Source organism: Streptomyces sp. NPDC035033 (assembly GCF_040636735.1).
GTDB lineage: Bacteria > Actinomycetota > Actinomycetes > Streptomycetales > Streptomycetaceae > Streptomyces.
The window spans coordinates 1-18,838 of the sequence record NZ_JBEZUZ010000121.1; the positions used below are offsets into that span (position 1 = coordinate 1).

An 18,838-nucleotide genomic window follows, 5' to 3' on the forward strand; every position below is an offset into this window, starting at 1 on the left:
GGCCTCCCGCGGGGCGCCTCCCGCGCTCCCGGCGCCCGCGCGGGCCGCGCTGCGGGCCTGGAGCGCGTCCACGACCGCCCGCCGGCCCCGGCCCCGCACGAGGAGCAGCACGAACGGGTCCTCGTCCAGGATCCGCGCCACCTGGTGGCAGAGCGCCGCCGTGTGCGGACAGTGGTCCCACGCCCCGCAGCCGCACTCCGGCTCCAGGTCGCCGATGCCCGGCAGCAGGTCGACGCCGACCGCCGCCGCGTCCTCCACCAGGTGCGGCGGCATCTCGTGGTCCAGCAGCGCGGCGATGTGCCCGGCGCTGTCGACGGCCAGGTCGAGCAGCCGGTCCCACTCCTCGTCGGCGAGGGTGCGCACCAGCACGTCGCCGCGGTACGCGGTGCCGTCGCGGTCCTGCACGACGGCGGTGATCCGCCCGGGCCGCACCGACACCGCGCCGACCGCGCCGGCCCGCGCGTGCTGCCGGCCGGCCTTCACCTGCTGCCCGTCGAGCGCCGTGTCCTCCAGCGCCTTCAGCCACGCCCGGCCCCACCAGGTGCGGGCGAAGGCGCCGTTCCGCACGGGCGGCAGCGCCGCGAAGGTCAGCTCCTCGTCCTCCCGGCCGGCCCCGTCGTACCCGTGGTGCTCGTCGTACTCGTTCATCGTCCGTCCCCGTCCCCGCGCAGCCGGACCAGCTCCGCCAGTTCCGCGTCGGTCAGTTCGGTCAGTCCGTCCGGCCCGTCGCCCGAGGTGCCGAGCACCGCGTCGGCCAGCTCGCGCTTGCGCGCGAGCATCGCGGCGATCCGGTCCTCGACCGTCCCCTCGGCGACGATCCGGTGCACCTGCACCGGCCGCGTCTGCCCGATCCGGTACGCCCGGTCGGTGGCCTGCGCCTCCACGGCCGGGTTCCACCAGCGGTCGTAGTGCACCACGTGCTCGGCCCGGGTGAGGTTGAGCCCCGTCCCGGCCGCCTTCAGCGACAGCAGGAACACCGGCACCCCGCCGTCCTGGAAGCGGGCGACCATCGCCTCCCGCTCCGCGACCGGCGTGCCGCCGTGCAGGAACTGCGTCCGCACCCCGCGCTCCGCCAGGTGCGCCTCCAGGAGCCGGCCCATCTCCACGTACTGGGTGAAGACCAGGGTGCTCGCCCCCTCGGCGAGGATCGTGTCGAGCAGCTCGTCGAGGAGTTCCAGCTTCCCCGAGCGGCCCGCGGTCCTCGGCCGCTCCTCCTTCAGGTACTGCGCGGGGTGGTTGCAGATCTGCTTGAGCGAGGTCAGCAGCTTCACCACCAGACCGCGCCGCGCCATGCCCTCGGCCTCCGCGATCGCCAGCAGGTTCTCGCGCACCACCGCCTCGTACAGGCCGGCCTGTTCCGGCGTCAGGGAGACGGCCCGGTCGGTCTCGGTCTTCGGCGGCAGCTCCGGCGCGATCCCCGGATCGGACTTGCGGCGGCGCAGCAGGAACGGACGGACCAGCGCGCCGAGCCGCTCGGCGGCGGCCGGGTCCGTACCGCCCTCGACGGCGGCCGCGTACCGCCGGCGGAACGCCCCGAGCCCGCCGAGCAGCCCCGGCGTCGTCCAGTCGAGGATCGCCCACAGCTCGGAGAGGTCGTTCTCCACCGGCGTCCCGGACAGGGCCACGCGCGCGCGTGCGCCGATCGTCCGCAGCCGGCGGGCCGTCGCCGAGTACGGGTTCTTCACGTGCTGGGCCTCGTCCGCCACCAGCAGCCCCCACGACCGGGCGGCGAGCCGCTCGGCGTCGAGCCGCATCGTGCCGTACGTGGTGAGGACGACCTCCCCGTCCGCGAGCCCGTCGAGATCGCGCGCGGTGCCGTGGAAGCGGCGCACGCGCGTGCCGGGCGCGAACCGCTCGAACTCCCGCTGCCAGTTGCCCATCAGCGAGGTCGGGCAGACCACCAGGGTGGGACCCGCCGTGACCGGCTCGCCCTGCCGGTGCAGGTGGAGCGCGATGACGGTGATGGTCTTCCCCAGGCCCATGTCGTCGGCGAGACAGCCGCCGAGGCCGAGCGAGGTCATCCGGTGCAGCCAGTTCAGGCCGCGCAGCTGGTAGTCGCGCAGGGTCGCGGCGAGCCCGGCGGGCTGCGGGACCTCCCGGACGCCGCCCTCGGGATCGGCCAGCCGCTCGCGCAGCCGCTCCAGGGCACCGGTCGCGACCACCTCGACCGGGCGGCCGTCGACCTCCGTGGTGCCGGTGAGGACGGCCGCGAGCGCGTCGACCGGCGTCACCTTGCGGTCCTGCCGCTCTCGGGCGCGCAGCACCTCCGCCGGATCGACCAGGACCCACCGGTCGCGCAGCCGGACGAGCGGCCGCCCGGCCTCGGCGAGCCGGTCCAGCTCGGCCCGCGTCAGCTCCTGGTCGCCCACGGAGAAACGCCAGTTGAAGGCGAGCAGCGCGTCGGCGGACAGGAACGACGGCAGCCCGCTCCCGGACCCCCCGGCATCACCGGAGCCGCCGGTGCCCTCGAAGCCGCCGGAAGCCGTCGCCCGGGCGAGGTCCGCCCCGGCCGGCTCCGCCGGGCCGATCACCGCGCGGGCGGTCAGCCGGTCCGTCAGCTCGCGCGGCCAGTGCACCCGTACGCCCGTCGCGGCGAGCGCCCGCGACGCCGGGCCCAGCAGCTCGACGACCTCCTCGTCGGCCAGCTCCATCCGGTCCGGCACGGCCGCCGTCAGCAGAGGGGCGAGCGGCGGCCAGGCGCGCGCGGCCCGGCGCAGCGCGAGCAGGGCGTCCATCCGGGCGCGCGGCCCGAGGGAAGCCGCCGCCGGCCCGGCGCCCGACCAGGCGTCCGCCGCGTCCACGACCACCGCCGGGTCGGCCGCGGAGTGCAGCTGGAGCACCGCGCGGAAGGCCGGCGCCTCGGTGGCGCCGGAGACGAATCCGGGCAGCTCCAGACGGAGCGAGAGCCGTACGCCGGCGTCGTGACCGGCCGCCAGATCGGCGGCCCACGGCCGCTGTTCGGGGACGGCCTGCGGCTCCCCGGCGGCGAAGGCGGGCCCGCCGGCGGCGAACGCGGCGGCCGGGGTGCGGGGGAGGGCGTCGGCGACGGCGTCCAGGAAGGCCCGCAGCAGCGCCTCGGGCTCCGGCAGCAGCCAGTCCCCGTCCCCGGCCGGGCCCAGCGGGACGGCGTGCGCGGTGGGCGGCATCGACGCGGCGAGGGTCCGCAGCCGGTCCAGCTCCTCGGCCCCCAACGGCCCCGCCCGCCAGGCGTCGTGACCCTCCGCCGTCACCCCGGGCAGCAGCAGGCCGCGGGCCGCGAAGTCCAGGGCGAGGAGCGCCGCGCCGCCCCAGAACGCCGCCGCGGGGTCGCCGCCGCCGGAGAGCCGGCACCGGGCGAGGAACGGCAGGGCGTCCGGTACCGGCAGCAGGAGCGCGGGCACGGGGACGGCCCGGAGCTCCGCGCCGTCCACCACCGTGATCTCGCCCTCCGCCGCCCCCGGCGGGGCGACGAGCGGCTCCCCGGCGGGCGACCAGAACGCGATCCGGCCGGCCCGGGGCGGGTCGGCGGGGAGGAAGACGGCGGCCGGGACGGCGGCGCCGGAGGACGGAGCGGTCGGGACGGAGGGTTCGGGGTCGGGACCGGAGGATCGGAACGACGACGTCAACACATTCCCCACATATGACTGCCTGCGAGACGGAGCGGCCGACCCTACCCCACACGGGCCCCCGGCCGCGCACATCCGTGCGTGACGCCCGACACATGTGCACCGTGCTTCCGGCGGCGGAGGCCCCCGCCGGCTCCGGGGGGTGGGGAACGCCCCACCCCCCGGCCCCGGCCCGCCCCCGCTCCCGGCCGGGTGGTGACGCCATGGTTCCGGACCGTCACGCGTCCGTACGGTGAGGACCGCCCCCGCCGCTCGGCGCGGACGGCAGCCCCCTCGCCTCACAGAAGCCGGAGCACTCCCATGTCCCAGGCCACCGCCCTCGCCCCCGCCCCGGCGCCCGCCGCCAGGACGCGGGGCGGCGGCAGCGAGTTCGCCCCGCTCCTGCGCACGGTGAAGGGGCAGGGACTCCTCGACCACCGTCCCGGCTGGTACGCCCGGGACATCGCCCTCACCCTCCTCGGCTTCGCCGCCGTCGCCGCCGGTCTCCTCCTCGCCGGCCCGTCCTGGTGGGCGGTCCTCCTCGCCGTCCCGCTCGCCGTCCTCTCCGCCCGCGCCGCCTTCATCGGCCACGACGCCGGCCACGCCCAGATCACCGCGGACCGCCGGGCCGGCCGCGTGATCCAGCTCGTCCACGCCAACCTCCTCCTCGGCATGAGCCGCGAGTGGTGGAACGACAAGCACAACCGCCACCACGCCCACCCCAACCACCTCGACAAGGACCCGGACGTCGCCGCGGACGTCCTCGTCTTCGCCGAGCACCAGACCGCTGGCCGCACCGGCCCGCGCGGCTTCCTCACCCGCCACCAGGCCCTGCTGTTCTTCCCGCTGACCACCCTGGAGGGCCTCGCGCTCAAGCTGTACGGCGTCCGGGCCCTGCTCGCGAAGGACGGCCCGTACCGGACCCGGCGCGAGCGCCTCACCGAAGGCGCCCTGCTCCTCCTCCACTTCGCCGGGTACGCGGCGCTGCTCCTCACCGCCCTCGGCCCCGCCCGGGCCCTGGTCTTCGCGCTCGTCCACCAGATGCTGTTCGGCGTCCACCTCGGCATGGCCTTCGCCCCCAACCACAAGGGCATGGAACGGCCCGACCAGCACGAGGACGGCGACAGCTGGGGCCATCTGCGCCGCCAGGTGCTGACCTCCCGCAACATCCGGGGCGGCGCCCTCACCGACTGGTTCCTCGGCGGCCTCAACTACCAGGTCGAGCACCACCTCTTCCCGTCGATGCCCCGCCCCCACCTGCGGCTCGCCCAGTCCGCCGTCCGCGCCCACTGCCGGGCCCTGGGCGTCCCGTACACCGAGACCGGCTTCGTCGACTCCTACCGGCAGGCCCTCGGCCACCTCCACGAGGTGGGCGCCCCCCTTCGCGAGGCGCGCGCGGGACGCGCGGAGTAGGGTCGAACGCGCATCCCTCACCGGAGAGAACCAGGGGGGTCGCATGAGCGACGGCACCGTCACCGCGGTCAGCAGCAACGGCACCTACTCCTTCAGCAAGCCCAACCGCGCGTCCATCACGCTCCTCGCCGGACTCGGCGTGGAGGGCGACGTCCACGCGGGCGTCACGGTCAAGCACCGCTCCCGCGTCGCCCGGGACCCGAGCCGGCCGAACCTCCGGCAGGTCCACCTCATCCAGGCCGAGCTCTTCGACGAGGTGGCCGAGGCCGGTTTCGAGGTGGCCCCCGGCGACCTCGGCGAGAACGTCACCACCCGCGGCGTCGACCTGCTCGTGCTGCCCACCGGCACCCTCCTCCGCCTCGGTGCCGAGGCCGTCGTCGAGGTCACCGGACTGCGCAACCCCTGCTCCCAGATCGACAACTTCAGCCACGGCCTGCTCAAGCAGGTCGTGGGCCGCGACGAGAACGGCGGACCCGTCCACAAGGCCGGGATCATGGGCATCGTGCTGACCGGCGGCGAGGTGCGCCCCGGCGACCCGATCGCCGTCGAGCCGCCCGCCGGACCGCACCGCCCGCTGGAACGCGTCTGAGCCGTGCCGGCCCCGGCTCAGGAGGGGCGTACGGCCAGCGCCTCCAGCCTTTCGAGGAGAGCGGGGAGCCGGGGGCCCCGGGCCACCGGCAGCACCTCGCGCGGGTGGTCGTCGAGGAGGACGAAGGCCATGTCGTCGGTGCGGGCCACGAGCGACCAGCCGGGGCCGTCGGCGCGGAGCATCCGCGCGCCCTCCCCGGCGAAACCGGACCGCACCCGGCCGATCGGCGGCGGCTCCTCCAGGTAGCCGCGCAGCTCGTCCAGGGCGCGGCGCACCTGGACGTACGGGTCGGGCGCGTCGTCCGGGGCGGGCTCGGCCGGCCCTTCGGGGGCGGCCCCCGGCTCGATCCGGCCGCGCCATTCGTCCCACTGCCGGGCCACCTCGTCGGCGCCGAGCCGGCGCTGCGCGGGGCCCCACGCGTCCTCGGCGGGCGGGGTCAGCGGGGCGGGGTCGTCCTCCTCCGGCTCGGGGTCGTGCGGGTCGGGGAGGCCGGGGGCCCGGGTGGCGACGGCGAGCGGCCAGCCGGGAAGCCCGGTGACGACGGACTCCTCGGCGGGCGAGAGGTCGTAGGCCATGCCGCAGTCCCAGGAGGCGATGGCCACCGCGACCAGCGACACGTCGTCGATGACGACCGTCCAGCGGGCGCCGAGCCCGTCCTGGCCGAGGACGAGCCCGTACCCCGCCCCGTGCGGTTCGAGGCCGAGGGCGGCGCAGGCCGCCGGGTAGTCGTCGCCGAGCACGCTCGGGAACCGCGCGGGCGTCAGCAGGCACGCGGTCAGCACGTACAGCGAGTCCTCGCCCGCCGCCGGTTCCGTCGCCGCCACGGCACCCTCCCCATCTCGCCGCCCATCGGATCGTCGGCGCACCTTAACCAGCGAGTAACCCGCGCGTCGAGGGTCCTCGGGGTGTGAGACTCAGCGCCCCCTGATCCCGAGCAGCGAGCGGGCGACGGTCTCGGGGGTCTGGTCGCGCTCCCGGGCGAGCGCGAGCAGGGCGCGGGAAGCCAGCTCGTCGACGCCGAAGGAGAGCTGTCCGGGGGAGACCCAGGTGGCGGCCTCGTCCATCCGGTCCTGGTCGTCCTCGGCACGGGCGGCCACGTAGACCGCCGCGGCCTCGAAGAGGTTGCGGCCCTGGCGCCCGGAACGGGCCGGGGGAGGGGCGGCCCCGCTCCCGGAGGCGCGTCGGGCGGAGGGGAGGAGCTTGCGCATGCGTTCCGCTATCCGTGCCACGGCCGGCCGCCTTTCCCCGGGCACGACTGCCCGGCACTTCCACGGTAGACAGTGAAGTGCCGGGACAGAAGGGGGCGTTGGGGGCCGGACGGGCGGGCGGAGGGCGGTGGGGTCGGTGCCGTGGCCGTGCTCCGCGTCCGGGCGGCCGGAGGCGCGGGTGAAGACGGCGGTCAGGGTGCGACCGCCTCGAAGGTGACGGCGGTCCGGGCGGCCTCCACGGCCTGGACGACCACGTCTCCGAAGAGCGGGAAGGTCGCCTCGCGGCCGTGGCCGGTGCCGCGGACGGGTGCGAGCGCGGCGGGGAATCACCCGGCCCGGTGGTGCGTCGGGAACGGGGTGCTCCGCATGGCCCTGAGGGGCGGGCGGCCCGCTCATGCCTCCCGTACGGCCAGGGCCAGATAGCGGGCGTCCTCGTCCGCGTACGAGACGAGCCGCCAGCCGGCCTCGGCGAGCACGGGACGCAGCCGGGGCTCGGCCCGCAGGTCGTCCGGGGTGAGCTGCCGGCCGTGCCGGGCCGCGAGGGCGGCGCGCCCGATCGGGTGGAAGAGCGCGAGGCGGCCGCCCGGCCGCACCACCCGGGCGAGTTCGCGCAGGCCGGCCACCGGATCGGCCAGGTGGGAGACGAGGCCCGCGCCGAAGACCGCGTCGAGTCCGCCGTCCCGGAGCGGCAGCCGGCCGACGTCGGCGAGGAGCAGGGCCCCGGCGCCCCCGGGGCCGCGCCGCCCGGCCCGTACCGCCTCGGCCAGCATCTCCGGGGTGAGGTCGGCGCCGATGACCGTGCCCGACGGGCCGACGGCGGTGCGCAGCGGGGGCAGCGCCCGGCCGGTGCCGCAGCCCGCGTCGAGCACGGCGTCGCCGGGACGCAGCCCGAGTTCGGCGACGGCGGCGGCGTAGGCGGGGCCGTCGTCGGGGAACCGGCTGTCCCAGCCGGCCGCGCGGGTGGCGAAGAACGCTCGGACATCTGTGGGGTCATCGCTCATGTGCCCATGATCGCCCACCCCTGGGTGTGAACGTTCTGTGTGCACGTTCGAACGTCGTCCGATCGATCCGGTACTTCTCTCCGTCATATTCCACCAGCTTTCGAAACGCGCCCCCGATGCGCCCCCACATGCGCACTAGCGTCCCCGAGTCATGGGACACCTGGACCACGCCACCTTCGGCTGGCTGACACCTGTGCTGTCGTACGCGATGGCCTGCATCGGCGCCGCCCTCGGACTGCGCTGCACCGTGCGCGCGCTCGACGCGACCGGCCGCTCGCGGCGGAACTGGCTGCTCACCGCCGCCTCCGCGATCGGCACCGGCATCTGGACGATGCACTTCGTGGCGATGCTCGGCTTCGGCGTCACCGGCACCGACATCCGCTACGACGTACCGCTCACCCTCCTCAGCCTCGTCATCGCCATGGGCGTCGTGGGCGTCGGCGTGTTCGCCGTCGGCTACGGACACGACCGCGTGCGATCGCTCCTGATCGGCGGACTGACCACGGGGATCGGCGTCGCGAGCATGCACTACATGGGCATGGCCGCCCTCCGCCTCCACGGCACCGTCCACTACGACCCGCTGCTCGTCGCCCTCTCGGTGGTCATCGCGGTCGTCGCCGCCACCGCGGCCCTGTGGGCGGCCCTCCACATCCACGCGCCGGTCGCGGTCGCGCTCGCCTCGCTCGTCATGGGAGCGGCCGTCAGCAGCATGCACTACACGGGCATGCTCGCGGTGGGCGTCGAGGTCACCCCCTCCGCGGGGGACCTCCCCGGGGCCACGGTCATGCAGTTCATCTTCCCGCTCGCGGTCGGCCTCGGCTCGTACCTCTTCATCACCTCCGCCTTCGTGGCCCTCTCCCCGACGGCCGGGGAACGGGCCGCGTACGCCTCCGCCGAACGCCTCACCGAACCGGACGAGCGCGCCGTCGACGTGGCCCCGCCCGGCTTCCGGGCCGGCCGCGACCCGCTCCGCGCGCCGGCGCCCTGACCCGCCGCCGGATCCGGACCCCCTGCCCTCCCTCCCAGCCGGAACGAGGAGCCCATGCGAACTCCCCGCAAGAACCAGGACGCCACGGCGCCCGCGCCGCCGGCGACCGCACGCGGGCGGCGCGCACACGCCGGGCCTCCCGCCGACGAACCGGAACCGCGCGCCGCCGCCCCGGACCGGGCGGCCCGGCCCCTCCCCGCCGCCCCGGACACCGGTGCCGGGGCCTCGGCGACGGGTGCCTCCGCGGCCGGTGCCCCTTCGGCCGGTGCCCCTTCAGCCGGTGTCCCCTCGGTCGGCGCTCCTTCGGCCGGTGCTCCGGAGGGCGGCGGCGGGGCGAACGGCGGCGCGTCCGGCGCGGGCCGCGCCGAGGGGGACCGGCGGCGCGGACTCCGGCCCCGTACCGTGCGCGCCAAGATCGTCTCGCTGCTCATGGTCCCGGTCGTCTCGCTCCTCGCCCTCTGGGGCTTCGCCACCGTCACCACCGCCCAGGACATGGCCGGGCTCCGCCGGCTCCAGCGCGTCGACGCCGACATCCGGCAGCCGGTCTCCGCCGTTCTCGCCGCCCTCCAGGACGAACGCCGGGCCGCGGCACGGCAGATCGCCGCCCCCGGCGCGGCCCGGGCCGCCGAGCTCAAGGACCGGATCCGCCGCACCGACGAGGCCGTCGCCCGGCTCCGCCTCGGCGAGGGGCACACCGTCGGCGACGCCGGCGACCTGCCCGCCGACGTCGCCGAGCGCGTAGGCGCCTTCGTCGACGAGGTCCAGGGCCTCGCCCGCCTCCGCGCCGCCGCCGCCGACGGCCGCGCCGACTGGGACCAGACGTACGAGGCGTACACGACCGCCGTCTCGGCGGGCTTCGCCGTCGGCGGAGCCCTCAGCGGCCTCCAGGACACCGGACAGGGGGCCCACGCGCGCGTGCTCCTCGAACTCGCCCGCGCCGGCGAGATGCTCTCCCGCGAGGACGCCCTCCTCGGCTCCGCCCACCTCACCGGCCGGCTGACCGCCGCCCACCAGCGCGCCTTCACCGGCGCGGCCGAGACCCGGCGGACCCTCCTCGCCTCCGCCGGCGCCGACCTCCCCCCGGCCGGCCGGGCCGCCTGGTCCCGGCTCGCCGCCGGCGCCGACCACACCCGGCTCACCGCCGCCGAGGACCGCGTCTCCCGTGCCGCCGACGGCCGCCCCGCCGCCCAGGCCGCGCCCTCCGCCGACTGGGACGCCGCCCTCGCCGCCGTACGCACCGGGCTGACCGCCGTCGAGGACGACGCGCGCGCCGCCGCGGCCGACGGCACCGACCCCTTCGCGGGCGGCATCCTCAGCCCCGCGGGCGCCGCCGTCGTCCTCGGCCTCGTCGCCGTCGCCGTCGCCGCCTCCCTCGTCATCTCCGTCCGCATCGGCCGCGGCCTCGTCGTCGAACTCGTCAGCCTCCGCAACACCGCCCTCGGCATCGCCCGCCGCAAACTCCCCGCCGCCATGGGCCGGCTGCGCGCCGGAGAGGAGATCGACGTCCACGCCGAAGCCCCGTCCGGCCCCGCGCCCCAGGACGAGATCGGCCAGGTCGGCGAAGCCCTCACCACCGTCCACCGGGCCGCCCTCTCCGCCGCCGTCGAACGGGCCGAACTGGCCAGCGGCATCTCCGGAGTCTTCGTCAACCTCGCCCGCCGCAGCCAGGTCCTCGTCCACCGCCAGCTCAACCTCCTGGACAACATGGAGCGGCGCGCCGACGACCCCGGCGAACTCGGCGACCTCTTCCGCCTCGACCACCTCACCACCCGCATGCGGCGGCACGCGGAGAGCCTGATCATCCTCTCCGGCGCCGCCCCCGGCCGGGCCTGGCGGATGCCGGTGCCGCTCACCGACGTCGTCCGCGCCGCCGTCTCCGAGATCGAGGACTACGCGCGCGTGGAGGTGCGCCGGCTCCCCGAGACCGCCGTCGCGGGCGGCGCCGTCGCCGACCTCACCCACCTCCTCGCCGAACTCATCGAGAACGCCGCCCAGTTCTCCCCGCCCCACACCAAGGTCCGGGTCAGCGGCGAACCCGTCGGCAACGGCTACGCCCTGGAGATCGAGGACCGGGGACTCGGCATGGGCAAGGAGACCCTCGCCGAGGCCAACGCCCGGATCGCCCGGTCCGAGGCCCTCGACCTCTTCGACAGCGACCGCCTCGGCCTCTTCGTCGTCAGCCGCCTCTCCTCCCGGCACGCCATCCAGGTCCACCTGCGGCCGTCCCCCTACGGCGGCACCACCGCCGTCGCCCTGCTCCCCACCGGCCTCCTCCAGGACGCCCCGCCCTCCGGCCGCGCCGACGGGGCCGACCCCGCCGACCCCGCCGGCACCGGGACGGCCGCAACCGCCGACGCCGCCCTCCCCGGCCGGGGGTGGCCCGCCGACGAGCGGGCCGCCCGCGAGCGCGAGGAGGCCCACCGCGCGGAAGCCCGCCGCTTCGCCCGGCCCCAGGCCGCCCCCCGTACCCCCGCGACCGCCGCCGGCGCCCCCGAGGTTTCCGCGGGAGCCCCCACGGCCGTGCCCGGAGCCCCGCACCACCCCCTCGCACCCCCGCGGCAGAGCCCCGAACGGGCACCGGCCCGGCCCCGGCCGCCCCGCCCCGCCTCCGTCCCCGCCCTCGCCCCCGGGCCCGCCCCGGCCGGAGTCACCGCCCTGCGCCCGCGCGGCGACGCCGTACCCCCCGAGCCGCCGTCGCCGTCGACGGCCGGCACGGGCCCCGGTCCCGGGGACGCGGACGGCGACGCCGGGCTGCCGCGCCGCGTCCGGCAGGCGAGCCTCGTCCCGCAGCTGCGCGTGGCCCCCGCCCCCGAACCGGCGCCCGCCCCCGCGGCCCCCGGCACCCCGGAGCGGACGCCCGAGCAGGCCCGCGACCGGATGGCCGCCTACCGCGACGGCTGGCAGCGCGGCGGCGGCCCCGCCCCCGGAGTACGGCGCCCGCTCGGCGACGGCGCTCCGCGCGAGCCCCGGGTCCCGCACGAGCCGCGCGTCCCGGGCGACCCGCGCGGCGACGCACGCGCGCGTACCGACCTCGGCCCCTACTTCGGCGCCCGCCCCACCCCGCCCCAGGCCCCCCGATCCGAAGGAGACGACGCATGATCGACCACGAGAGGACCTTCCACCACCGCTCCGGCGAACTCGACTGGCTCCTCGACGATCTGGTCACCCGGGTCCGCGAGGTGCGGCACACGGTGGTGCTCTCCAGCGACGGCCTCGCGGTCGGCGCCTCCAGCGGACTGAGCCGCGAGGACGCCGAGCACCTCGCCGCCATCGCCTCCGGCTTCCACAGCCTCGCCAAGGGCGCCGGACGCCAGTTCCGCACCGGCGGGGTCCGCCAGACCATGGTCGAGATGGACGACGGCTTCCTCTTCGTCGCCGCCGCCGGAGACGGCTCCTGCCTGGCCGTCCTCAGCTCCGTCAGCGCCGACATCGGCCTGATCGCCTACGAGATGGCCCGCCTCGTCAAACGCGTCGGCGAGCACCTGTACACCCCGCCCCGGCTCGCGGTGACCCCACCGGCCGCCGGCTGACCGGAGACCCCCATGACCATGGACAGCACCGGCGGGGCCACCACCGGGGACGGCGGCCCGCCCGCGCCGGGCAGCCAGTGGTACGACGCCGACGCCGGGCCGCTCGTCCGGCCGTACGCGATGACCGGCGGCCGCACCAGGCCCGGCCCCAGCAACGTACGGTTCGACCTCATCGCCCTCGTCGTCGTCGACGACGACCCGCCGGGCCCGGCCGAGGAGGCCGTCCTCGGCCCCGAACACCGCGCCCTGCTCTCCCTCTGCCGGTCCGAGACCCAGTCGGTGGCCGAACTCGCCGCCGACGCCGACCTCCCCGTGGGCGTCGTCCGGGTCCTCCTCGGCGACCTCCTCGAATCGGGCTTCGTCCGCGTCAGCAGACCCGTACCGCCCGCGCAGCTTCCCGACGAACGCATCCTGAGAGAAGTGATCGATGGCCTACGAGCGCTCTGACAGCACCGGCCGCCCTGACAGCACCGGCGCGGACGGCGACACCGCTCTCGCCCTGAAGATCCTCGTCGCGGGGGGCTTCGGCGTCGGCAAGACCACCCTGGTCGGCGCGGTCAGCGAGATCCGCCCGCTGCGCACCGAGGAACGGCTCAGCCGGGCCGGCGAGCTCGTCGACGACACCGGGGGAGTGGACCGGAAGACCACCACCACCGTGGCCATGGACTTCGGCCGGATCACCATCCGCGCGGGTCTGTCGCTGTACCTCTTCGGCACCCCGGGGCAGGACCGCTTCTGGTTCCTGTGGGACGAGCTCTCCCAGGGAGCCCTGGGCGCGGTCGTCCTCGCCGACACCCGCCGCCTGGAGGACTGCTTCCCGGCGGTCGACTACTTCGAGCACCGGAAGATCCCGTTCGTGGTGGCCGTCAACTGCTTCGAGGGCGCCCGCTCCTACGGGGCGCAGGACGTCTCCCGCGCCCTCGACCTGGACCTGGGAACACCCGTGGTGCTCTGCGACGCGCGGGACCGGGACTCGGGCAAGGAGGTCCTCATCAGGGTCGTCGAGTACGCCGGGCGGATGCACACCGCGCGGCTCCTCGACACCGTCGGCTGAACCCGGCCCCTCCGCCGGAACCGGCCGTCCCGGCGAGGACCCGCCGCGGCCCGGCGAGCGGCCTAGGCGGAGACGTGGCCCGCCGAGGTCACCTTCTCGATCCGCACCCGGACGACGAGTTCGCCCGGCACCCCGTTGCGGGCGCCGAACTCCCCGGCCCGGTCCTCGCCCATGTAGCGGCCGCCGATCCGGGTCGCCCACCGGACCAACTCCGCGGGATCCTCGCTCAGTTCGGCCCGGCCGGTCAGGGTGACGTACGAGAACGGCGGGGCGTCGTCGTCCACGCAGAGCGAGACCCGGCCGTCCCTGGCGAGGTTGCGGCCCTTCACCGTGTCCCTCCCCGTGTTGAACACGAAGGAGTCGCCGTCGAGCACGAACCACACCGGCACGACGTGCGGGCTGCCGTCCGCGCGGACGGTCGCGAGCTTGCCGGTACGGGTCCCCGCGGACACGAAGGCCCGCCACTGTCGCTCGGTCATTCTCGTCATGGCACCCATGGTGCGGCACCCGGCGGCCGTACGGCGGCACACCGGGTCCGATGGGGTGCTTGCCCTGTCCACGACAGTGCGTAAGGCTTGCGGCGACAAGCGGTCCGTACGGCGCACGCGGGCACGGGGCCCGGCCGGCGCGACCGCACCGACGAGGGGGAGGACCACCGCATGGCGCTGGACAAGGGGCTCGACTGGCTCCTGGACGATCTGACCCGGCGGGTCGGCCCGATACGGCACGCCCTGGTGCTGTCGAACGACGGGCTGGTGACCGGCGCGAGCAGCGAACTCGCGCGGGAGGACGCGGAGCACCTCGCCGCCGTCTCCTCCGGACTGCACAGCCTCGCGCGGGGCTCCGGCCGGCACTTCCGGGCCGGACGGGCCCGGCAGACGATGATCGAGTTCGACGAGGCCCTGCTGTTCGTGACGGCGGCCGGCGACGGCAGCTGCCTCTGTGTGCTCAGCGACGCCGAGGCCGACGTCGGCCAGGTCGCGTACGAGATGACCCTCCTGGTCAACCGGGTCGGCGAGCACCTCGGTGTCTCCGCGCGACAGCCGGGCGGATCCCCCTCCTGACGGTTGTCCACAGGCCGTTGTCCACAGGTCGTGCGGTCCTCGTCACTCTCCGTTACGTTGCTCGTGTCGGGTTCGCCGGGACCCGTACCGGCCGGGAGGCCGGGACCAGCGAGTGGGGAGGCGGCGGACGCCATGACGGTGGACGAGACGACACGGACGGTGGCCCCGGCGCGGGCCGCGGAGGAACTGGGACTGAAGCGCGAGGAGTTCCGGCTCGCGGTCCGGATGGGACTGATCAGGACGGCCCCGGCCCCGGACCCGGAGGGCGCCGCCCCGGACCCGGGCGGGGGCCGGGACGGAGGCCGGGGCCGGGCGCCCGAGCGGCGTCCGGTCGAGCGCGCCGAGCTCGACCGGCTCAGGGCGGCGCCGGACTTCCCCCGCGGACTCAGGGACCGGGTGCGGACCGTGGGCGCGGGGGAGGCCGCCGCGCTGCTCTCCGTCACCCACGACCGCTTCACCCGTTTGGCCCGCACGGGTCACCTGAGCCCGGTGCGCTTCTACCTCAACCGCTACCGCACGGTGATCTGGCTGTACGTGGCGGCCGAGGTCGCCGCGTTCGGCGAGGAGCGCCCCGAACTGCTCACCGGCCGGATGCCGGCCGGGCTGCGTCAGCGGATCGCCGCGGGGGAGGACCTGCGGGCCAGGAACTGGCGCTCCCGTCATCTGGGCCTGCTCCTGCGCGGCACCGACGACCCGTGGGCCCGCGCGGCGGCGATCGCCTCGCTCCTCGATCCGGACCGCCTCGCGGAGACCGTCGGCGACCCCCGCGAGCGCGCCCGTCTCGACCGGCTGTGGCCGCCCCCGCCCCCGGGCCTCCCGGTCGGCGGCGCGGCCCGCGAGGTCGCCGACCGCCTGGTCCACGCCGACGAGCCGGACGAGATCCAGTGGTACCGGGCGAGCCTCGCCCTCGCCCTGGACGAGGCCCGAGCCGCCCACCCGGTGGCGGAAGGGCTCCCGGCGACGGAAGCGGTCCCGACGCCACCACCGCTGTCGCCGCTGTCGGCGCCGGCGCGTCCGACGCGTCCGCGGTCCCGGCCGACACGTCCGCCGGGCCGGGCGGCGTCCCGCACCCGGGCCCCCGGGCTGCTCGCCCGGCTCCGGCGTTCCCTGCCGGGCCGGGCGGCCGCCGGGGGCTGGGGCGAGCGGCGCGACTGGGGCTGAGCGGGCCGGCGGCGGGAGCGGCTCTCGTCGGCGTTCCCGGGGCGGAGGGGAGATGCTGGAAGAAGGCACCGGGCCGCGAGGAGATGAGCGACGTGTACGACTTGCACATCGACACCGACGTCACCGTCCAGCTGAGCGACTGCCGCCGGGAGGACGCACGGGCCGTGTTCGAGGTCCTCGACCACTACTACCGGCTGGAGGACATCGAGCCCCCGGGCCCGGAGGGCGAGGGGCCGCTCGCCACCGTGTGGATGGCCACCTTCGACACCTCCGACGGGCAGCGCGAGGAGGTGGGCCCCCCGCGGCTCACCGGCAAGGTCGGCGCCCTGCTGACCGGCGGGTACCACGCCGTGGCCGAGGTCGAGAAGGTGCTCGCCACCGGCTTCGCCATCGAGTCCCTGCAGTCGGTCTCGGGAGACCAGGAGACGGAAGCGCGACTGCTCCTCGCCTCCCGCTGAGCCGGCCGCCACCGGACACCCCGGACGGAGCGGACGGGCTCCGCCCGGGGGTGACGCCCGCCAGGGGGTGACGCCCGCCCGCCGGTGAAGGAGTCCCGGAGGGAAGGGGAGAGGCGCTCCTGTCTCCCTGGTCGGGGGAGACGGGGGTGTGCCGGGTCGGTGAGCCGGGCTCGGGCGAGGTCGGCGCCCGGGTTCCTCGGCAGCGGTCCGCCGATGCCTCCGGACCCGGCGACGGCACCCCGGTTCACGGGCCGCACCACGGGGAGGCCGTGCCGGCCACGGAGGCCGGAGGTGCCGTTCCTGAGCCGCGGAAACGGCGACGGGGACCCCCTTCCGCTTCTCGGTATACACCGTGTGTAGAGTTCACGGCGGCCACCGAGTCCACGATCTTGACCAGTCGTGGACGTGGCCGCAGCACACACGAAACCGGGGAAAGCGGGTACCACCATGTTCCGATCCAGGCCGGGCCGTCGCGGCGGGAGGACCGCCGTTCTGCTCGCCGCCGCCACACTGATGCTCACCCTCGCGGGCTGCGGGACGGAGACCGTCACCCCGCAGGCCGCGCGGGCCGACGCGGGCGGTGACGACAAGCCCGGCGCGGCGTCCCGCCGGGTCGACTGCGCGCGGGTGAAGTGCATCGCGCTCACCTTCGACGCGGGACCGGGCAAGGACACCCCGCACCTCCTCGACGTCCTCAAGGAGAAGCGGGTCCCGGCCACCTTCTTCCTCCTCGGGCGCAAGCACGTCGACCGCTATCCGCAGGTCGTCCGGCGGATCGCGGACGAGGGGCACGAGGTCGCCAACCACACCTGGTCCCACCGCATCCTCACCGACCTCGACGAGGACGAGGTCCGCGAGGAGCTCTCCCGGACCCAGGACGCCGTCGAGAGGATCACCGGCCGCCGGCCCGTCCTCATGCGCCCGCCCCAGGGCCGCACCGACTCCACCGTCAGCGACGTCAGCCGGGAGCTCGGCCTCGCGCAGGTCCTGTGGAGCATCACGGCCAAGGACTACTCGACCACCGACTCCGCCCTCATACGGGAGCGCGTCCTCGACCAGGCCCACCGCGACGGCATCATCCTGCTCCACGACATATACGACGGCACCGTCCCCGCCGTCCCCGGGATCATCGACGAGCTCCACAGGCGCGGCTACACCTTCGTCACCGTCCCCGAACTCCTCGCTCCCGGCACCGCCCGCGCCGGAACCGTGTACCGGCCCGAGAAGGACTGATCCGCCCCGAGAGGCCCCGCGGGTGACGGGTGACCCGACTCACACCGTTCACCCCGGACCGTCCGGAACATTCGGAAAAGGTCCGCCGTTCTTCCTCATGTGACGGCGGAGGGGCCCGGTCCCCAGGTTCCCCCCCGAGAGGTGACCGCCCTTCGCCCGTCACGGTGAGCAGCCCCGGCTGGAATCCCCCGTCCAGCCGGGGCTCCGCCATGTCCGGGGCCGGTCACGCCCGGCGCGCGGCGCCCGAGGGGCGCGTACGACGGCGCGTTCGACCCGTTCGAGTGAGGCCCCGCATGGCCGGCTTCGTCACGGGCAGTGATCGGTCGGGCCGGTCGACGACCACCCTCCGGCCCGCCGACCAGACGTGCCGCGCCGCCGCGCGAAGCGCGCCGCGCCACCACGCGAAGGGGGATCCGTGCCGCTCGTCACCGCCTCGTTCACCCGCCGGGCCCTGCTGGCCGCCTCGCTGGCCCTGCTCACCGGCTGCGCCTCCGTCCGCCCCGACGTGCCGGGACCGCCCGCCGTCCCGACCGCGCGCACGGAGCAGGACGCGCTCCTCAGGGCGGCGGAGCGCCGGTTCGTCGACGACTGCCTCGCCGACCGCGGCGTCCGGGCCACGGCGGAGCCGCGCGCCCCCGCCGAGGACCGGGCCCTCCAGGCCGCCCTCTTCGGGACCGGACCGCGCGAACTCTCCGTGACGCTGGCCACCGGCGCCGTCGTCACCGCCCACAGCGACGGCTGTCTCGCCACCGCCCGCGACCGGCTCTACGGCGACCAGCACCGCTGGTTCCGGGTGCAGGTCGTCGTCGACAACCTCCGCGCGGAGGCCCAGGCCCGCTACCGGGACGACCCGGCCCACCGGGCGGCCCTCGCCCGCTGGACCGCCTGCGTCGCGCCGCCCGGTCGCCCCCGCCCCGAGCGCCCCGATCCCGGGGACGCCGCCCGCTGCTCCCGGGAGAGCGGTCTCGACGAGACCCGTACCCGACTGGAGCGCGCCGAGCTGGCCGAGGTGCGCGCCCTGCACCACGACGAGCTCATCACCTACCGGCAGTTGCGCGACCGCGCGCTGCTGCGGGCGGTCCAGCTGCCCGCGCCCACCCCACCAGAGAAAGGCAACGTCCCCTCGTGAAGCGATTCCTGGTCACCACGGCCGCCGTCGCGTCCGCCCTCACCGCCGTCCTCACCGTCGCCGGCTCCGCCACCGCGGCCGAATGCCCCTCCGGTCACTTCTGCGTCTGGCAGGACGCGAACTTCGGTGGCCAGCGGGCCAACTGGAGCGGGGACGACGGCTGGTGGGAGGGCTGGATCTCCGACACCGACTCCTCGTGGGCCAACCACGGCATCTCCGGGCCCGGCATCAAGGACCACGTGCGGGTCTACGAGAGCGCCTGGCAGGGCGGCAGCATGACGATCTGCCTCGCCCCCGGACAGGAGGTGGGGTACAACGGCGCGGCCAACGACCGCGGCGACTCCCACATCTGGGCCACCGGCTGCTGCGTGGTCCTGACTGCGCCCGTCCCTGACGGGGCGTGGGGCTGGCTGGAGGTCGGCGCCC

General features: G+C 76.2%; 17 protein-coding genes and 2 pseudogenes. 13 read left to right on the forward strand and 6 right to left on the reverse strand.

All coding sequences use genetic code 11. The annotated features are described in order from the left end of the window. Positions 1-648, reverse strand: a pseudogene (locus AB0E83_RS31830) (SWF or SNF family helicase); the annotation flags it as partial. Then, on the reverse strand, positions 645-3,605 hold the full coding sequence (locus AB0E83_RS31835; RefSeq protein ID WP_362119677.1) for a DEAD/DEAH box helicase: 2,961 nt from the start codon (positions 3,603-3,605) through the stop codon (positions 645-647). The gene AB0E83_RS31835 and the pseudogene AB0E83_RS31830, both read right to left, overlap by 4 nt. 300 nt (positions 3,606-3,905) lie before the next feature. Between AB0E83_RS31835 and AB0E83_RS31840 the strand changes: the two genes are divergently transcribed. Continuing rightward, the gene (locus AB0E83_RS31840) at positions 3,906-4,997 is read left to right on the forward strand and encodes an acyl-CoA desaturase (RefSeq protein WP_362119679.1); all 1,092 of its coding nucleotides are present in this window, start codon (positions 3,906-3,908) and stop codon (positions 4,995-4,997) included. Between the two features lie 43 nt (positions 4,998-5,040). Beyond that, positions 5,041-5,586, forward strand: a complete 546-nt coding sequence (locus AB0E83_RS31845; RefSeq protein WP_362119681.1) for an MOSC domain-containing protein — start codon at positions 5,041-5,043, stop codon at positions 5,584-5,586. Between the two features lie 17 nt (positions 5,587-5,603). Here AB0E83_RS31845 and AB0E83_RS31850 read toward each other — a convergent pair whose 3' ends face one another. The 3 genes from AB0E83_RS31850 to AB0E83_RS31860 all read right to left on the reverse strand — a co-directional run bounded on the left by AB0E83_RS31850 (position 5,604) and on the right by AB0E83_RS31860 (position 7,795). Next, the gene (locus AB0E83_RS31850; RefSeq protein WP_362119683.1) at positions 5,604-6,410 is read right to left on the reverse strand and encodes a hypothetical protein; all 807 of its coding nucleotides are present in this window, start codon (positions 6,408-6,410) and stop codon (positions 5,604-5,606) included. 90 nt (positions 6,411-6,500) lie between these two features. Beyond that, positions 6,501-6,794 (reverse strand): hypothetical protein, encoded by a 294-nt coding sequence (locus AB0E83_RS31855; RefSeq protein ID WP_362119685.1) that lies wholly within the window; start codon positions 6,792-6,794, stop codon positions 6,501-6,503. Between the two features lie 392 nt (positions 6,795-7,186). Further along, positions 7,187-7,795, reverse strand: a complete 609-nt coding sequence (locus AB0E83_RS31860; RefSeq protein ID WP_362119687.1) for a methyltransferase domain-containing protein — start codon at positions 7,793-7,795, stop codon at positions 7,187-7,189. Between the two features lie 151 nt (positions 7,796-7,946). Between AB0E83_RS31860 and AB0E83_RS31865 the strand changes: the two genes are divergently transcribed. The 5 genes from AB0E83_RS31865 to AB0E83_RS31885 are packed head-to-tail and all read left to right on the forward strand — an operon-like array spanning position 7,947 to position 13,367. Beyond that, positions 7,947-8,783 (forward strand): MHYT domain-containing protein, encoded by an 837-nt coding sequence (locus AB0E83_RS31865; RefSeq protein ID WP_362119689.1) that lies wholly within the window; start codon positions 7,947-7,949, stop codon positions 8,781-8,783. 54 nt (positions 8,784-8,837) lie between these two features. After that, complete coding sequence (locus AB0E83_RS31870; RefSeq protein WP_362119691.1) at positions 8,838-11,882, forward strand: nitrate- and nitrite sensing domain-containing protein; 3,045 nt, start codon at positions 8,838-8,840, stop codon at positions 11,880-11,882. Further along, entirely contained in the window at positions 11,879-12,313 is a 435-nt protein-coding gene (locus AB0E83_RS31875; protein WP_362119693.1) for a roadblock/LC7 domain-containing protein, read from the forward strand. Before AB0E83_RS31870 ends, AB0E83_RS31875 begins: the two co-directional genes overlap by 4 nt. A gap of 18 nt (positions 12,314-12,331) precedes the next feature. Further along, on the forward strand, positions 12,332-12,760 hold the full coding sequence (locus AB0E83_RS31880) for a DUF742 domain-containing protein (RefSeq protein WP_362119709.1): 429 nt from the start codon (positions 12,332-12,334) through the stop codon (positions 12,758-12,760). After that, the gene (locus tag AB0E83_RS31885; protein WP_362119695.1) at positions 12,741-13,367 is read left to right on the forward strand and encodes an ATP/GTP-binding protein; all 627 of its coding nucleotides are present in this window, start codon (positions 12,741-12,743) and stop codon (positions 13,365-13,367) included. Before AB0E83_RS31880 ends, AB0E83_RS31885 begins: the two co-directional genes overlap by 20 nt. Positions 13,368-13,429: 62 nt before the next feature. Here AB0E83_RS31885 and AB0E83_RS31890 read toward each other — a convergent pair whose 3' ends face one another. Beyond that, on the reverse strand, positions 13,430-13,864 hold the full coding sequence (locus AB0E83_RS31890) for a PPOX class F420-dependent oxidoreductase (protein WP_362119697.1): 435 nt from the start codon (positions 13,862-13,864) through the stop codon (positions 13,430-13,432). Between the two features lie 162 nt (positions 13,865-14,026). Between AB0E83_RS31890 and AB0E83_RS31895 the strand changes: the two genes are divergently transcribed. The 6 genes and pseudogenes from AB0E83_RS31895 to AB0E83_RS31920 all read left to right on the forward strand — a co-directional run. Further along, positions 14,027-14,431: a roadblock/LC7 domain-containing protein gene (locus AB0E83_RS31895; RefSeq protein ID WP_362119699.1), complete on the forward strand. Its 405-nt coding sequence runs from the start codon at positions 14,027-14,029 to the stop codon at positions 14,429-14,431. A gap of 132 nt (positions 14,432-14,563) precedes the next feature. After that, complete coding sequence (locus AB0E83_RS31900; RefSeq protein WP_362119701.1) at positions 14,564-15,592, forward strand: DUF6397 family protein; 1,029 nt, start codon at positions 14,564-14,566, stop codon at positions 15,590-15,592. Between the two features lie 83 nt (positions 15,593-15,675). Continuing rightward, positions 15,676-16,050 carry a hypothetical protein gene (locus AB0E83_RS31905; RefSeq protein WP_362119703.1) on the forward strand — a complete coding sequence of 125 codons (375 nt, stop codon included), beginning with the start codon at positions 15,676-15,678 and terminating at the stop codon, positions 16,048-16,050. A 447-nt stretch (positions 16,051-16,497) separates the two neighbouring features. Next, a complete protein-coding gene (locus AB0E83_RS31910) occupies positions 16,498-17,283 on the forward strand; it encodes a polysaccharide deacetylase family protein (protein WP_362119705.1) in 786 nt (261 codons plus the stop codon). 415 nt (positions 17,284-17,698) lie between these two features. Beyond that, entirely contained in the window at positions 17,699-18,412 is a 714-nt protein-coding gene (locus tag AB0E83_RS31915; protein WP_362119707.1) for a hypothetical protein, read from the forward strand. Positions 18,413-18,420: 8 nt separating this feature from the next. Next, positions 18,421-18,777, forward strand: a pseudogene (locus tag AB0E83_RS31920) (peptidase inhibitor family I36 protein); the annotation flags it as partial. Between the last annotated feature and the right edge of the window lie 61 nt (positions 18,778-18,838).

What these genes read in the sequence shown, in the direction of transcription:
- AB0E83_RS31880 (WP_362119709.1), top strand. Translation starts at nt 12,332, where the DNA reads ATGGACAGCACCGGCGGGGCCACCACCGGGGACGGCGGCCCGCCCGCG.
- AB0E83_RS31840 (WP_362119679.1), top strand. Translation starts at nt 3,906, where the DNA reads ATGTCCCAGGCCACCGCCCTCGCCCCCGCCCCGGCGCCCGCCGCCAGG.
- AB0E83_RS31860 (WP_362119687.1), bottom strand. Translation starts at nt 7,795, where the DNA reads ATGAGCGATGACCCCACAGATGTCCGAGCGTTCTTCGCCACCCGCGCG.
- AB0E83_RS31890 (WP_362119697.1), bottom strand. Translation starts at nt 13,864, where the DNA reads ATGGGTGCCATGACGAGAATGACCGAGCGACAGTGGCGGGCCTTCGTG.
- AB0E83_RS31885 (WP_362119695.1), top strand. Translation starts at nt 12,741, where the DNA reads ATGGCCTACGAGCGCTCTGACAGCACCGGCCGCCCTGACAGCACCGGC.
- AB0E83_RS31895 (WP_362119699.1), top strand. Translation starts at nt 14,027, where the DNA reads ATGGCGCTGGACAAGGGGCTCGACTGGCTCCTGGACGATCTGACCCGG.
- AB0E83_RS31900 (WP_362119701.1), top strand. Translation starts at nt 14,564, where the DNA reads ATGACGGTGGACGAGACGACACGGACGGTGGCCCCGGCGCGGGCCGCG.
- AB0E83_RS31865 (WP_362119689.1), top strand. Translation starts at nt 7,947, where the DNA reads ATGGGACACCTGGACCACGCCACCTTCGGCTGGCTGACACCTGTGCTG.
- AB0E83_RS31910 (WP_362119705.1), top strand. Translation starts at nt 16,498, where the DNA reads ATGTTCCGATCCAGGCCGGGCCGTCGCGGCGGGAGGACCGCCGTTCTG.
- AB0E83_RS31905 (WP_362119703.1), top strand. Translation starts at nt 15,676, where the DNA reads ATGAGCGACGTGTACGACTTGCACATCGACACCGACGTCACCGTCCAG.
- AB0E83_RS31855 (WP_362119685.1), bottom strand. Translation starts at nt 6,794, where the DNA reads ATGCGCAAGCTCCTCCCCTCCGCCCGACGCGCCTCCGGGAGCGGGGCC.
- AB0E83_RS31870 (WP_362119691.1), top strand. Translation starts at nt 8,838, where the DNA reads ATGCGAACTCCCCGCAAGAACCAGGACGCCACGGCGCCCGCGCCGCCG.
- AB0E83_RS31875 (WP_362119693.1), top strand. Translation starts at nt 11,879, where the DNA reads ATGATCGACCACGAGAGGACCTTCCACCACCGCTCCGGCGAACTCGAC.
- AB0E83_RS31845 (WP_362119681.1), top strand. Translation starts at nt 5,041, where the DNA reads ATGAGCGACGGCACCGTCACCGCGGTCAGCAGCAACGGCACCTACTCC.